The organism is Mucilaginibacter pedocola (genome assembly GCF_002013915.1).
Taxonomy (GTDB): domain Bacteria; phylum Bacteroidota; class Bacteroidia; order Sphingobacteriales; family Sphingobacteriaceae; genus Mucilaginibacter; species Mucilaginibacter pedocola.
The window spans coordinates 455,505-469,520 of the sequence record NZ_MBTF01000035.1; the positions used below are offsets into that span (position 1 = coordinate 455,505).

The 14,016-nt window shown below is 43.2% G+C and carries 10 protein-coding genes; 2 read left to right on the plus strand and 8 right to left on the minus strand.

Features of this window, described 5'->3' with window-relative positions; all coding sequences use genetic code 11:
* The first annotated feature begins 219 nt into the window (after positions 1–219).
* On the plus strand, positions 220–1,695 hold the full coding sequence (locus BC343_RS24710; protein WP_078350467.1) for an aminotransferase-like domain-containing protein: 1,476 nt from the start codon (positions 220–222) through the stop codon (positions 1,693–1,695).
* Positions 1,696–1,762: 67 nt separating this feature from the next.
* Here the strand turns inward: BC343_RS24710 and BC343_RS24715 are convergent, their stop codons facing one another.
* From BC343_RS24715 to BC343_RS24725, 3 genes are all read right to left on the minus strand, one after another.
* Entirely contained in the window at positions 1,763–2,509 is a 747-nt protein-coding gene (locus tag BC343_RS24715) for an SDR family oxidoreductase (RefSeq protein ID WP_078350468.1), read from the minus strand.
* 108 nt (positions 2,510–2,617) lie between these two features.
* Complete coding sequence (locus BC343_RS24720; protein WP_078350469.1) at positions 2,618–3,568, minus strand: rhodanese-like domain-containing protein; 951 nt, start codon at positions 3,566–3,568, stop codon at positions 2,618–2,620.
* A gap of 356 nt (positions 3,569–3,924) precedes the next feature.
* Positions 3,925–4,104 carry a histone H1 gene (locus BC343_RS24725; RefSeq protein ID WP_078350524.1) on the minus strand — a complete coding sequence of 60 codons (180 nt, stop codon included), beginning with the start codon at positions 4,102–4,104 and terminating at the stop codon, positions 3,925–3,927.
* A gap of 2,076 nt (positions 4,105–6,180) precedes the next feature.
* Here BC343_RS24725 and BC343_RS24730 point away from each other — a divergent pair.
* The gene (locus tag BC343_RS24730) at positions 6,181–7,212 is read left to right on the plus strand and encodes a sensor histidine kinase (protein WP_078350470.1); all 1,032 of its coding nucleotides are present in this window, start codon (positions 6,181–6,183) and stop codon (positions 7,210–7,212) included.
* Position 7,213: 1 nt separating this feature from the next.
* Here BC343_RS24730 and BC343_RS24735 read toward each other — a convergent pair whose 3' ends face one another.
* From BC343_RS24735 to BC343_RS24755, 5 genes are all read right to left on the minus strand, one after another.
* Positions 7,214–7,462: a hypothetical protein gene (locus tag BC343_RS24735; RefSeq protein WP_078350471.1), complete on the minus strand. Its 249-nt coding sequence runs from the start codon at positions 7,460–7,462 to the stop codon at positions 7,214–7,216.
* Positions 7,452–8,105, minus strand: a complete 654-nt coding sequence (locus BC343_RS24740) for a response regulator (protein WP_078350472.1) — start codon at positions 8,103–8,105, stop codon at positions 7,452–7,454. Before BC343_RS24740 ends, BC343_RS24735 begins: the two co-directional genes overlap by 11 nt.
* Before the next feature lie 3 nt (positions 8,106–8,108).
* Positions 8,109–8,537 carry a response regulator gene (locus BC343_RS24745; protein WP_078350473.1) on the minus strand — a complete coding sequence of 143 codons (429 nt, stop codon included), beginning with the start codon at positions 8,535–8,537 and terminating at the stop codon, positions 8,109–8,111.
* A 241-nt stretch (positions 8,538–8,778) separates the two neighbouring features.
* Positions 8,779–9,822, minus strand: coding sequence for a hypothetical protein (locus tag BC343_RS24750; protein WP_143822337.1), 1,044 nt, complete (start codon positions 9,820–9,822; stop codon positions 8,779–8,781).
* Positions 9,823–10,237: 415 nt separating this feature from the next.
* A complete protein-coding gene (locus BC343_RS24755; RefSeq protein ID WP_078350475.1) occupies positions 10,238–14,014 on the minus strand; it encodes a hypothetical protein in 3,777 nt (1,258 codons plus the stop codon).
* Positions 14,015–14,016: the final 2 nt, after the last annotated feature.

Below are 14,016 nucleotides of genomic sequence, written 5' to 3' on the forward strand. Positions count from 1 at the left end.
GCGGTTTTTACATAAACTTCAGCAAATTGATGAGTGTCAAATGTATTGCACCTGATACCATCGAAATTTTAGATGTGCGCCATTGATGACTCAGCGATATCTCAGGTGTATAGCAACACCTGAGATATTTTTTGATGATTCATGATTTGAAAGAATAAATTAGTTTTTTCGTAAATTAACTCATGTTTTACAGATCCTCGTTATTTAGTCTCAAATATCATGGCAGTCCAAACACTACCTTTCAGCAGCCTGCTCTACATCGATAAAAAATCCGCCACACCCGTCTACCGTCAATTGGCCGACGCACTTACCAATCTGATCAGAAATTCCAAATTAAAGCCAGGGTATCAACTTCCGTCGTCCAGAGCTATGGCACTTATGCTGGAGTTAAACCGGACAACAATTGTTGCGGCTTATGAAGAATTAAAAATCCAGGGTTGGCTGGAAGTGATTGAAAGAAAAGGCATATTCGTATCCAACAAGCTGCCAGTGGTCAAACCAAAGCCTTTTCAGAAAGAAGAACCCGAAAAGTCTTTTCCGGAAACAGAACACTACTTTTATCATCGCTTCTCTGACCCCCCTAAAGGATCACGTGAACTAAAGGCGTACCAACTGCTGATAAATGACGGATATCCTGATCAAAGGATCGCACCCTTCGATATGATATTTAATCGTTACAAAACTCTGATACGCAGAACATATTTGCACGGTACGCTTTTAACTGAACAAGCCGCGGGAAATTCTTTTCTCAGGAAAGAGCTCGCCGATTTTATTTCAAAAACAAGGGCACTGGATATAGGTCCTGACAATATCCTGATCACCCAGGGTGCACAATTAGCGATCTTTATTGCCGCCAGAATGATTTTACGACCAGGAAGTACAGTCGTAGTAGGCGACCTTAACTATATTTTGGCAAACAGATTGTTCGAAGAACTTGGTGCTAAGCTGATCAAGGTCAGAATCGACGATGATGGGATCGATGTTGATGCAATTGAAGAAATATGCCGTACACAGAAGCCGGACCTATTGTATCTGATTCCTCATCATCACCACCCTACCACGGTGACGCTCAGTGGAGAAAGAAGAATAAAATTGCTGGATATCATCAGGAGATACAAGCTCCCGGTTATCGAGGACGACTATGATTATGATTTCCACTATGAAAATAGCCCTATATTACCTTTAGCAAGTGCTGCTCATGGTGGTTATGTATTATATATCGGTTCAATATCAAAAACCTTATCACCAACCGTTCGTTTGGGATACCTCGTCGGGAGCAGTGATTTTATATGGCAGGCTGCCAAACTTAAGCAAATGGTAGACATCAGGGGAGACGTTTTATTCGAAGAGTCGATTGCTCACCTCTTCAATTCGGGTGAGATGCAAAAACACTTGCGGCGTTCTGTTGAATTATATAAACACAGAAGGGACCTGTTCTGTGACGCTTTGCAGATCGCAGCGTCTGACATCGTAAACTTTGAGAGACCAAAAGGGGGAATGGCAGTTTGGGCAGTTTTTCCGAAAGAATATTCTGTCACGCTACTGGCAGAGAGAATGGCGGGAAAAGGGGCATTTTTAAGCGATGGCAGCATCTACCCATACAATTCCCGTATAAACGGTGTTCGGTTAGGTTTTGCGTCATTGAATCCGTCTGAAATAGCTCAATTTATGCAGACGTTAAAAGATACCTTGTAGTTTTGGCATATGACGGTATAAAAAAAGGCCGGCTTATAATGCCGGCCTTTTGATTGATAGAATAAGATTATTTGTTTTTCTCTATCCAAGTATCAAAATCCATTTCTCCTTTATAAAAGTCGCCTGTGGGAACCAGGCAAGACTTTGGAATTTCGAAAAACATGTATTTGTCATCATCATTAGGAACGACTGTTTTTTCGATGCCCGTTGTTTCCAGATACTTAGTTACAAAGTCTGTCATTGGAGCCTTTTCAGGACCTGCAATCTCTACGATCTTCTGCTTTGGCTCACCCAGCGCGAATTGCACAACATAATTTGTTACATCCTCGGCAGCTATCGGTTGATAATCGACCGTCGAAACGAATACTTTATCACCTTCACCTTGTACGGAGATTATTGTATCGATATGTTCGTGAAACTGCGTAGCACGAATAATGGTGTAAGGAATGCCTGAATTGATGATATTATCTTCCTGATCTTTCTTGGCGCGGAGATAACCTATATATTGTGCACGGTCGGTGCCTACTATTGATAGAATCAGGTGATGCTTGACGCCCGCCAGCTTCTCAGCACTTGCAATATTTTTGCCGGCTGTTCTGAAAAAATTCAGAGCGGTCTCATCATCAGGCGAAGCGGAATTTGACAGGTCGATCACGACCTCTGTTCCTTCCAAAGCCTGTGCTAATCCCTCTCCTGTTAAAATATCGACGCCTGCCGAACGTGCGCCAACCACAACTTCATGACCTGCTTTATTCAATTTATAACAAACTGTTTTACCAATGAGTCCTGTGCCTCCGATTACTAAGATTTTCATAATTAATTATTTAAGTCAGCTATAATTTTAATAGCCTGAGCAAAGTAACATCATTCGTGACATCCAGTGGTCATCCAGGACTCATATGAAAGCCAGTCCAGACTAACCTTATCGTCCTGTTTGCTGAATATGATCGAACATAACCCTTCCGCCTGATTTCGCCCATTCATCGATTCCCCCTAACAGCGGCCTTATACGTTTCAAACCAACCTTTCTTAGCTTTTCAGCATATCGGGCAGCGGTTATTTCGTTTGGACATGAGCAATAAATGATCACTTCATGATTACGCTGAAACCGTTCAGCTATTTCGTTGAGGTTATTATCACCGATCAGTATCGAACCGGGAATAAAGCCATTCCTGGTTCGCTGGTCTGCCGGACGCGCATCAAGTATGACCGGACCGGACTGCTCCTGTATCAGTTCATATAAGTCACTGACCGTCACACGGTCAATGTTAAACTGCCTGATAAGCCGCTTTCGCTTTACCCATTTTGCCAGAAGATATAAGCCGAAGGCAACTGCGATGATCAGGCCACCTATTTTTCCATAGTCGGAAAGCGCTGAAATTATGCTGCTGATCTCATGCCGGAATAATGCGCCTAAGGAAACGGCAGCGCCCAGGTAAAGGATAGCTGCAATTAGTGAAAAAAGACCGAACAGGCTTAGCCGCATTCTGTAAACCCCTGCCACTACCGGAGCGATGGTAGACAGGCCGGGAATAAATTTTGCTATGGCCAGGGCTGGTGGCCCGAAACGTTCAAACAGGTCGCTGCTGCCGCTTACACAGGAATCTGGGGATATGGAAATTTTGCAAAGCCTGCCGAGTATCCGGGTGCCGTATCGCTTACCTGCTGAATATAAAATAAGGTCCCCGGCCAGCGAGCCGGCTGCCCCCGTAATCATCAGCGCAACAATATCAGTCGGGGCCAGTGGTGTAAAAGCTGCTGTCACCATCAAAATAGCAAACGCCGGTAGCGGAAGCCCTAAACTTTGCAGTAGCGTGATGATGAATATCATCCACAATCCGTAGACTTCTACCAGTTCAATTAATGCATCCATCTTTCACAAAATACAACGTGAAATTAATTTTATTTGCGGGTTATATTAAATGGCGAATCTCGATTTTACATCTACGTGCTTATCAAGAACTCCGGAAACAAATTTAGGCTACTTGCGAAAGCAACTTTTTGACATTTGTCAATTTAGATCATGTGCTGACATATAAAGGTTGCCGAACAGAAACATATCCGGGTTATCAAACGCGATGGCGCCAGTTATTCTGCAAAAAGTAATGCGTCAGAAAGTCCAGGTTCAATGATGCCGGTGGCTATCGATGCGCTATAAAGCCCGACAGTGCCGTTTTAGAAAAAGCCTTGCCGGTTGACAAGGCTCCAAAAACAGATCGCCTGTTAATTTTACTTACCTGCGTTCTTTTTGTCGGTGACATCCTTACGTAGTTCTGTAGCCAAAGCCTTGATCTGCTGAAGGGCATTACGGAAGCGGGTGCCTGCTGCATTGTTGTTCTTTTCGTAAAAAGCCTGGCCTTCTTTCTCTGCGGCCTCAACGAGCGCCTTTAATTCTGCTAATTTTTCCATTTTATTGAAATTGGTGTTATACATCAATTGGATGCGGCTGCAAATATAGATAATCGTATAAATTGCTGAATTAACTTATGGATACTGTAACAGGGGAATGATCAAGGTTCGCGATATCGTAAGGTGACGCTAATAAGCCAGCTTCAGATGAATCATTATCACACAGACCTCTATTTGTATACCCTTTGGGTGATGATAGAAAAGTCCGGAAAGTTTATTTATCCGTCTTCAGCAAACCTTTAAAACCATGATATCAAATCATCAAACGATGAACTTTGTATTCGGTTTAAGAGCTTTACATGCAACGGTTCGTTGTATTCAGCTGATATTTACTCTGACGGCGCAAAAACAGTTTACAATATTGAATGCCTAAATCAGGATTATGCGGACATCGACGAAAAGAAAAAGCAGGTGCTGATTGAAATTCTATGAAATGAGAGATTTAAGACATGGTTTATTTGGAAGAAAATGATTTGTAAAAAGCTCTCCAGACTTGTCTGCATCATTTCAAAACCTTTGATTATTCATCAAGCTCTAAAACAGCGGGACAGAATAAATGCTGGTAAATAATGCCTGCTCTTGCCAAGTTATCCACACCTCAGGTAATATGATTGTATCAAAAATGACTTAATTTTAAGTCTGAAAGTTTGTTTTTAATTCGGTGCTGAAATATCATTACTTACCGATAGCTATATAGAAATTATTTTCTGGTTGCGCGACGACACCCCTCTCTAAGTTATATAATCAACTGCTTGGTTACTCATTTAAATAGATTTAAACATTAGTTTTAGAAATACCCACATAGTTGTTAAACTCTTTGGTGATTTGAGATTTTATAAAGTCATGGAAAAAAAGAAAAGCGAAAAGAATCAAAATATCAGTAAACACAAGCACAACATTCTGCATTCAAAAAGAGTTAGACAATCAAGAAGAAATCAAGAAAAAGGCATTTTTAGATTTTATTGTTAAGATTACTTTAGATGAATTTCAGATCTTGATAAATAAAGTTTAGTTAACTCAATTATAATAATTAATTGTGGTGTATCGAAAGAGGAAGGCTGTAAGGTATTAGATATGTAGGTTGTTGATAATCAATCTTATATGATGTTAATGAAATTGAAAAGCTTTATAAATAGTTCATTTTAAGTATTTGTAAATCAGTTATTTATGAGGGTTTGTTTTTTTGCGGAGCGGGAGGGATTTGTACCAAATGTCGTATTGTTTGATTATGAGTAATATAATGCAAACTCATTATCTGAGGTATCTAATAGGTCTCTACTATGCCGTATGTTTGAAGAACAAAGTGATTATTGGTAGTCAGCTAGTAGTTTTGGTATCACTAAAAACAACTCGTTTTAATACGTCAGATAATGTTCAGTTATCCGTTATTGACTTACATAAGTATGTTACTTTATAAGTTAGCGAGGTCGATATTTTTCATACTGTTGCTTTATTCGAGTTCCGTTCCCGCTACCGAATAGGACAGCTTGATTAAATCCAAGTTTGTCCGGTTTTTTTTGCCCATAATTTGCTGTTTAATAGGTAAACTAACTCTGCCGCTTGATTCACCCTAGCGGTTCGATAATCCCTGTTTTCCTAGTACAATTCTTCAGGAGTCCAGCCAACGTTAAATTTTTCGAGTTGATCAGCAAAGGATACAGCGCTGAATTTGAACCGCAATATCCTCATTCTTTTTATCCGGGCATCACCTTCGGCTCGGGCTTTCCATTTGTATCTGCTCTGCAGGATAAAATTGCAATCCCTGATGCAAGTTCCGAGCGACCGCAAACCTATCTGTGCAAATCGACAAGAAAAGCGCTAATCTTCTCGGCACAATATTGATCTACAGTTATGAACATTCCGTACATAACACTTAAGTGTACCTCATAAAAAGCTCTTAAAGCATTAAAAATAAAGATTTTAAATTTTCGGGATGTGAATATATTATTACAATTCAGGCAATCTTTTTTACTATCTTTATGTTAAAACATAAGTGATCTGCCATGCAACTGTCATCATAGGTTATAGATTACTTTGGTTAACGGGATTCTTATTAAAATAAAAAAACTGCGGTATATGCGTCGCCGCCTAGCTGAAGTATTTAAACCTTTCAATCACTTAATTAAGAGCTTGATGTTTGTGGTAAAAAACAAAATTTCCCAAGAAGCGCTGAATGATATGTTCTCTGTAGCAGAGGCATTATCACATGACATCAAAGGTGCCGTCGGCACAATTGGTTCTAAATTATCACTCACGCTCAGGGAGTTAGAACGACTGAATGAGCAGGGTGCAGGATATCATCAACTAGTACTTGATGTAGAAAGATGGAAGGAGCAGATAAGGCAAATCTATGATCACGCAGAAGACCTTACCAACCAGGTCCGCGAAGACAAAATCAATTCTCCGCTATCGCTCTCTGAAGAAATCACTGCGAAGCTCATTGCGCCCATCTCGGATATGCAGAATGGGATTGATAATCAACTCAAAAATAAAAGGGATCTGGTTCGTTTGAAAGAAGCTCGGACTGCAGTATTTCGGGTTAACAGAATTTTAGAGGGACTATTGTATGAATTGCGTGAGGACAACGCGCTTACGTACAGGCCTACTAATATGGTAACTCATGCACAGAATGCGCTTGATTCACTGTATCAGGTCAGGATGGAAACAGAAGCTGACATTATTATTCGTGGAAACGCTTCAATGAGGGCGGACCAGGCTTCCATTTTAGTAATGTATATCAACCTGATCGAGAATGCCATTAAGTATAGGCGTCCGGGCCAGAAGGCAGAAATAGAAATCATTCTTGATAATCTTTGGCTGCGTAGTCTCAAAACCAGTTATGACGATCTTTTTGATAAAATAACGGGACCAGAGGAATGGATCTCAGTGACCATTTCCGATAATGGGATTGGAATACCACCTGAAGAGCGTAGACTGGTATTTGATATGGGATACCGCGTTAGAACAGACGATAATATACCTGGATCTGGTTACGGCCTTGCCCGGGTCAAGACAATTATCCGACGTCACCGCGGTAAATACCTACTGGAAACCAGCAAAAAAGGCGGTCTTGAATTCATATGCTTTTTCCCCAGTATTCAACATTAAACTACTTCGTATTAAGCTGTTTTATCGCCATAACAACCAATCCTGAAAAAAAAGCTAACAGGCCCATACAGCAAAGCCCACAGCCGGTATAATACACCGCATCAGAAACCCGACCAGTCATCGAACTACTTAAAATCAGCAAAAGCAAGCCCGTTGAGATCGCCGCAAACCCAACTGCCCCCATCGGCGACTTATCTTTAATTAAATTATACCAACTTTTAAATTCAGATTGGCCATCATTATTGTTCATGTGATTGTTTAGGAAATTTTAGCGAGATTAAGAGCAAATATGAGGATAATGTAAGTCCAGCAGACCCGCATACCAGGATGGCATAATTTTTTAGCAACGCTCCTCCGAGCATCAAAAAAATACTGAACACAGCCAAGTAGAAAAACGATTTGAAGATTGTCACTCCACTAATGGTGTCGTTTTGGGTTTCAGTAAGCGATAAGTCCGCAGAAGTTTCACTTACGAGAAGCTGAATAAGATGATCGGGATTCTTTGCTTGTAAAAGAACTGCTTTGGGCAAAAATTTAGACATTCCCAGGCTGTAAAGTTCCTGACTAGTATATTGACGCCCAGCAATGGAGACATTCTTTTCGGATAGATCGCTCATAACGATTTTAGGAACATTGAGCATTTTACCAGTGGTCTGCAAATTCTTCATAAATTCAAGGCCACTCGAATTGCCTGCAAGTTTCAGATCGATCAGTATCAAATCGAAATTTTGTTGCTCATCAACTGCTTTGATCGCTTCGGGCACGTTCCTTACAGGTATATGGACGACCTGATATTGCTGCGCATACTCCAGCTCTTTGGAAAAGGCTTCAGTATAATCATAATCGTCTTCTAAATGTAAGATGTTGAAATGTGTTTTCCGTTGCGATTCCATATATCAATTGGGTAGGATGGCTTCATTATGCCAGTGTAATATCACCGATTTAAATCTTTCAAATTTCTCAGCACCTTTTTCCACGTATACATTGGCTAATTTTTCATAAACTGTCTTCACTTCTTCCGGTTGACGAGAGGAACTGAACATAACCAACGGGATCGTCTTTATGTGCGAATCTTTATGTTTTTTTATTGTATCTAACGCAGCATATCCCTCTTTGATAGTTCTGAACCGAAGATCAAGGAAAATCAAACTTGGTACAGGCTCACTTTTGTTGACCACCTTTTGTACCATATTTTGGAATTCGTTTAGGTTGGCGATAGTTACCAATTCAATCTTACCTGCCTTTTTAAGGTCTTTGTCGTCTACAAATAAATCTTTAAAATCATTTAACAAATCGGACTCGTCATCGGCCAGCCATACTTTCATTACTAGTTAACAGTTAAGGGTTTATAGATATTTATTGCAAGATACAATATTTTATAATTTGATAAAATCGACTTAATGATTTTGAAATATTTAATTTGATTATATCTTGTTACGAAAAATAAAATTGAACCTTTTGAAACTTTAATCTGCAATTTCGGGAAGAACTACCAATCCAAATGTAAGATGAAACAGTTAAGTAATTGATTTCCAGTATAAATTGTAGTGTAATAGCGGTACCATGTCATTGTTTGCTGTCTTTTTTAAGTTCCAAAACTGATTTCAACAGGCTCATGACATTTTTGTCGGCAGTAATTTCCGCGCGCTCTCTTTCCAGTTCAACTGTTGTTTCGCCTTTTTTTAGGATTCGGTTTCTTTCTGTTTTTGCCAGCTCGTCAATAACCGATTTGACATATTTACTGTCGCCAATAAGCAACGAGGTTTTCAAAGCCAGTATCTTCTGTTCAATATTCGTTCGCTCATTGTGGAAATATTTGATGTCTGCCAGGTTCCCCTTATAAATCCTTAGGAAAAAGAATGCAAAAATTTCGATAAAAACAATTGTCGATATTCTCGGGATATAAAGTTTCAAAATTTCAGTTGTATCCTTAAGGCCCGTCTGATCAAATGCATTAACGGTTAAGATGATAATTCCGGCAACAGTGGCAACGGATCCGAAAACCAAGTTGTAGTTTGCTACCTTCCCCAACCTTTCAATTTCTTCGACTAATCTATTGATGATGTTGGCGTAATCAGCTTGAACAAGGGCGATCTTACTCTCAAGAACGTAGCCTAACGGGGGCTCCGTGTTCTTAGTTTCAACAACAGGGTTTGATTTGTGTGACAACTCATCGATGATTCTATCACGGTAATCTATGGCGACAGGCATCGGCTCCCTGGAGTTACCCGCCGAATTGACGACCGTTCGCGTCAGCTGCTTGAATGTTCCATATTGCAGATATAGGAAAAGCCCGGATCCGACCCCGATTAAAATCATCGTAAAAGCGACGAGGCGATTAAGCGAAGTGTTGTAGCTAGGTATTCCTTTAGCCTCCAAACTTTCGTCATAAGCCGTCGAAGAAAAATGGAATGGTGTGGAAAAGTATATAAGAAGACCGAAAGAGATCATGAAAAACACAGTTACAATTAAGGTATTTCTTCGCCGTATGCGTCTTCGTAAGATCAAACTCGGGCTGTCTCCTGTTGTCAAATAGTTGGGAGAAAAATCAATTTCGCTTACAATATTATTAGATGACTCTGATTCTTCCTGATCTGGAGGTGTGTTCATACTCTTGAATGTGATGGTTTAGAATATTTGCGGTTTCCTTGGCCTCATTATATATTATATTCAGGCCATGAAATTGCCTGTTAAATATAATCATAATATTTAAAAGTATTCCTCCCTCTCACACGCAATAAAATAGTACCACGCCTTGCAGGTGCCTCGTCCGGTAACGGTAACCGGAAGGTCAGTCCTATTTTATTTGCTCCCATAAAGTTAACCAGGAAACCCGCATTTTTATACGGCCTATCTCCAAATAGCGTCGCTTTGAATCTCAAATTTAATTGTCAGCTTTAAACGTTATATTCAATTCAGATTTTTTATCATTTTAGAAAAGGTTTTGATCATTGCCACAATTCTGCCTGGTTTTTCTTTTCCTCGCCCGAATCAGCGTAAAGTCTGAATATGACCAAATGTGCTGCTACCCGTCTATATCATTGGCGAGCGCATCGTTATCTTCGTCACGCGCCCGTAGATCATATTGAATCGCGATGTGGGCAAATATTTGCGCGGTTACCGGATGTTTTAGCCGGTGGCAGGCTTCAAAGTTGCGAAAGTAACGCGCGTTGTTTCGTTCGATATAACCACCCGCATAAGGACTTCGCGAGGTGAAACTTCTCTTGTTAGTCACGCCGATCCTGAAGTTGGTACGCAGGTTATCGGAATCAATGTTTTCCAACATTGCAGCGATTGGCTCCGGCGGCCAGCATTCCGGGTTTTCCGGGTATTTTGCCAATAACCTGCCGATCAGCAGGTCTGCTTTTTTCAGCCTTGCCCGCTCGTCCGATAAACGCCGTACCTCCTGCACCCAGCTCGTTAATATTTCACCGTCCAGTGCAGGCCCCTCGGTCTGGCCAGGCAAAGTGTCCAGCCCATCCAGTAACGCGTCCGCCTTTTTTGCGCGCTGGAGGATAACTTTTTCTTCGATCCCGGCGATCTCAGCTTCCGCCATCGATAAATCGTCCGGCCGGTATATGTACGAAAGAAATTCGACGAACAGCGCAGGATTTTCACGGAGTTCACGATAAAGCTCCTTCGGTTTTGTCGGTGAATATCGACCGGCGATCCATTCGGCATAAAGCCATTCCAGGCGGGCCATCAATTGCGGATCATAGTCGTTCCGGTCATAACAATATTTGAAAAGATGCGTCACATTACTGCTGTCCACTCTTTTTGTTTCTTCTGCCGGTTGGGTCGCCAGCTGTTCCAGTACGGATAACAAAGATGGCGTATCGAGCACCTTTTTGTTATGCGTACAAACTTCCAGCGCGCTGATAAAACGCCCGGCACTCATGAAATGATTCAGCTGATAACGGACATGACCTTCGTCGCGGTCCGAAATATCCGTATCGCATTGCTTCCAATAAGCTTTTTCGGCCGCCTCGCCCAAAGTAGAGACAAATTGCCACAACTCATGGCAAGAGCGTGCCGCAGTTAAAAACGCCACTTTCGCTTCCAGATTATATCCCGCTTTTGAAAATGCCTGAAACAGTTTTTTAAACGCCTGAAGGCCCCTGCGGATATGGTACCAGTAAATAAATCTGATTGCGCCGTAACGCAGAAACTCGTTCTCATCGCTTACCAGGGCCGCAAACCGCACACGCTCCGCTGCAGTCATGGTAATCAGGGCTGCGGTCTGACCAAAAACGCCGGGCTCCTTTACGTTCGCCAGCAGGGCAATAAATTGTTCAAAGTCATTATCCTTGTAGATGGCGGTTAAGGTCGTTGTCCGGCGTTTTGCCATCTCCTTTTCCCGCCCCTCGTAATCATCGTGTTTTTTCCCCAGTCCATCCGGAAACTTTGCCCAATGGTCATTAAACACCCAGATCAACGCCGCAGTCGTATCAACGGGCATCATTGCCTCATAGATCTTCTGGAACTGCGCTACCATTTCGGCTGGCATAAACGCCAGTTGATGATAATCATTATGGTGATTATAAAGTATTTCCCGTACCGTTGCCCTGATTAACTGTTCCTCATTCCGGAAATGTTCTTTGTTTTCGAGCAGCAGGGCAAGCAGTGCTGACCGGTCGCCCGCTGCCAGATCGACGAAACGCTCCAGCAGCGTTGCAACCCGGGGCACGTTCAGGCCAGCCATTCCCAGGAGGCTGTGGCTGATGAAGTACACGTATTCGGCATACTGCTCGTCCGTATAGATTTCTACATCCTCTTCCAGGAATTCGCGCCAGCGCAATTTTTCATTGGTGTGGGCGATCGGTAAACTTCCTGGCAGCAAATTCAGGAACAGCGACCATGCTGCATCCGGAAACCTTTGCCGGATCGTTTGCAGCGTCGTGATACGCTGCGCGTTGCTTGCATAGGTTTGCGGCATCATCGGCTGAAAAACATGCCGCAGGCTGTTGACCGGCCGGTTCATGATCTTTACGCCGGGATCAAGAAGGTTAAGCTTAACGAGCAGTTGGCTGGCGCGTAATAGATGATCCGGCAGCCACGCCAATTCCTCCAAAGCCCATAACAGGCCCGTATGATAATAGGAATCATGCAAAAGTGATGGTGCATTTTCAAAGACATCGCCGATGACAGCGGGTTGCCGGTCAATAAAATTCTCCAGCCGGTACAATACGGCCGAAGGAGAGGCGTCAGCCAGCATCGGCATGATATCGTCCATGGATTTCCAAAGATCGCCGACCGGATGCTGGATGAGCTGGCCGACCAGCTGATCCGCCCATAATTGCGGCGAGGGTTGCAGCAGCACCTGAAAAGCCTCGCCGAAAAGCGCGATCAGGATAACCGATTGCGTCAATCCTTCACGCAGAACCCGCGAATAGTCGGACGTTTTCCCAAGAAATGCCGCATAAACGCGTTGTTGAGGCTCCAGGGATAAGGACGGCTTGATATCGCCGCAAGCCATCAGGAATGCGTCCTGGAAATTTTTTAATTGTGTCGAAGTTACGTAACGGCCCAAATATTCCCAGGCGTCCTGTGGCGAGGTCAGGCGCCAATTATTGCCGATATGCAGTATGGGCGCATCTGGGTGAACAACCCAGCGCATGATACGTTCCGTATATTGCTCATAGGACGTTCCCGAAAGGTATTCTATAATGATCCTGTCCCCATCACGGTCGTCCGACCACTTGCCCGTCAATAACGCGGGTATCAGATCAGCAGCGACCTGCGCCGCTGCCCATTCGGGTATCGCAACATCAAAGCCAAGCGTCCTACGCAGCGCGTGTATATTTCTTGCCGTTTTACGGGAAAGCGCGCGCGCATGTTCTTCATCAAGCCCCATTTCCTGCAAGGCGCTGATCGTTTGCTCCCTGCCGAGGCGGGGTAAAACGATGGCCTCCCCGTCTTCAAATTTCTCTGAAGCCGCAAGTGGCAGAAGAATGTGTTGCCGGTCTGGCGTTACTCCATAGAGCAGGTTGGCCTGCGGAATATTCGCGATGACTATCGCCACCTTTGTGGTCATCATCTCCAACAGGTTATTTTGATCACCGACAATGATGGTATTGTCGAATAACCGTTCCTCGTCAAGCTGTAGCGCACCGGCGATGAAGGCAAGCGCCTCTTCCTTGGTACCGGCTCGCACAGTGATTAGCCTGGGTGGTCCTGCTAACTTCGTCTTCAAATCGTTTCGCTGGCCCTGACGTCCGGCGCAGATAAGACTGGCCGGAAATTTCTGTTGTTTTGGACCGGTAGACCATTCCTGCCAAAAGGCAGCGAGCGGCCTGACATCCGCGCCGATTTTCCGGCCGATCCGCTGGGTCAATTCCGGGATGCTAACCGGAGAAGTATTCAGCCATTCGACCAATTGATCCGCGTCAATAACTTTGATATCCCGAAACATATTTTCCTGCTTTTTAGCAGCGATCCACTTTTCCTTTGTTTTCCACGGGCGTGTGGTGACAAAAACAAATACTGCTTCATCAAAAGGCTGGGACAACGGGTCGGCCTTTCTTTTTTGGTAATCCTTTTCTGCTTTGCTCGCGGGCTGCTTGTCTGTTCCCATTTCCCAGAGCGACAAGCCGGCCGGCACAAATTGGGTCGCATTCGAATTGAGGGCGATCCCGTCCCAGCCTGCGGAAAAAGTACTGATCCCAATCGGTATAAGCGACGAGTCAAGCCCTGGCGTAGTTCGCCGGATCAAACGGGAAATAATTAGCGGAAGGTCTGCTTTCGATGACATTAGTCCCGACCAATACGTAAGATCATTGCTGTCGATATAGGTAAAGGCCATCT

What these genes read in the sequence shown, in the direction of transcription:
- BC343_RS24745 (WP_078350473.1), bottom strand. Translation starts at nt 8,537, where the DNA reads ATGAAAGTATGGCTGGCCGATGACGAGTCCGATTTGTTAAATGATTTT.
- BC343_RS24720 (WP_078350469.1), bottom strand. Translation starts at nt 3,568, where the DNA reads ATGGATGCATTAATTGAACTGGTAGAAGTCTACGGATTGTGGATGATA.
- BC343_RS24755 (WP_078350475.1), bottom strand. Translation starts at nt 14,014, where the DNA reads ATGGCCTTTACCTATATCGACAGCAATGATCTTACGTATTGGTCGGGA.
- BC343_RS24730 (WP_078350470.1), top strand. Translation starts at nt 6,181, where the DNA reads ATGCGTCGCCGCCTAGCTGAAGTATTTAAACCTTTCAATCACTTAATT.
- BC343_RS24735 (WP_078350471.1), bottom strand. Translation starts at nt 7,462, where the DNA reads ATGAACAATAATGATGGCCAATCTGAATTTAAAAGTTGGTATAATTTA.
- BC343_RS24725 (WP_078350524.1), bottom strand. Translation starts at nt 4,104, where the DNA reads ATGGAAAAATTAGCAGAATTAAAGGCGCTCGTTGAGGCCGCAGAGAAA.
- BC343_RS24710 (WP_078350467.1), top strand. Translation starts at nt 220, where the DNA reads ATGGCAGTCCAAACACTACCTTTCAGCAGCCTGCTCTACATCGATAAA.
- BC343_RS24715 (WP_078350468.1), bottom strand. Translation starts at nt 2,509, where the DNA reads ATGAAAATCTTAGTAATCGGAGGCACAGGACTCATTGGTAAAACAGTT.
- BC343_RS24750 (WP_143822337.1), bottom strand. Translation starts at nt 9,822, where the DNA reads ATGAACACACCTCCAGATCAGGAAGAATCAGAGTCATCTAATAATATT.
- BC343_RS24740 (WP_078350472.1), bottom strand. Translation starts at nt 8,105, where the DNA reads ATGGAATCGCAACGGAAAACACATTTCAACATCTTACATTTAGAAGAC.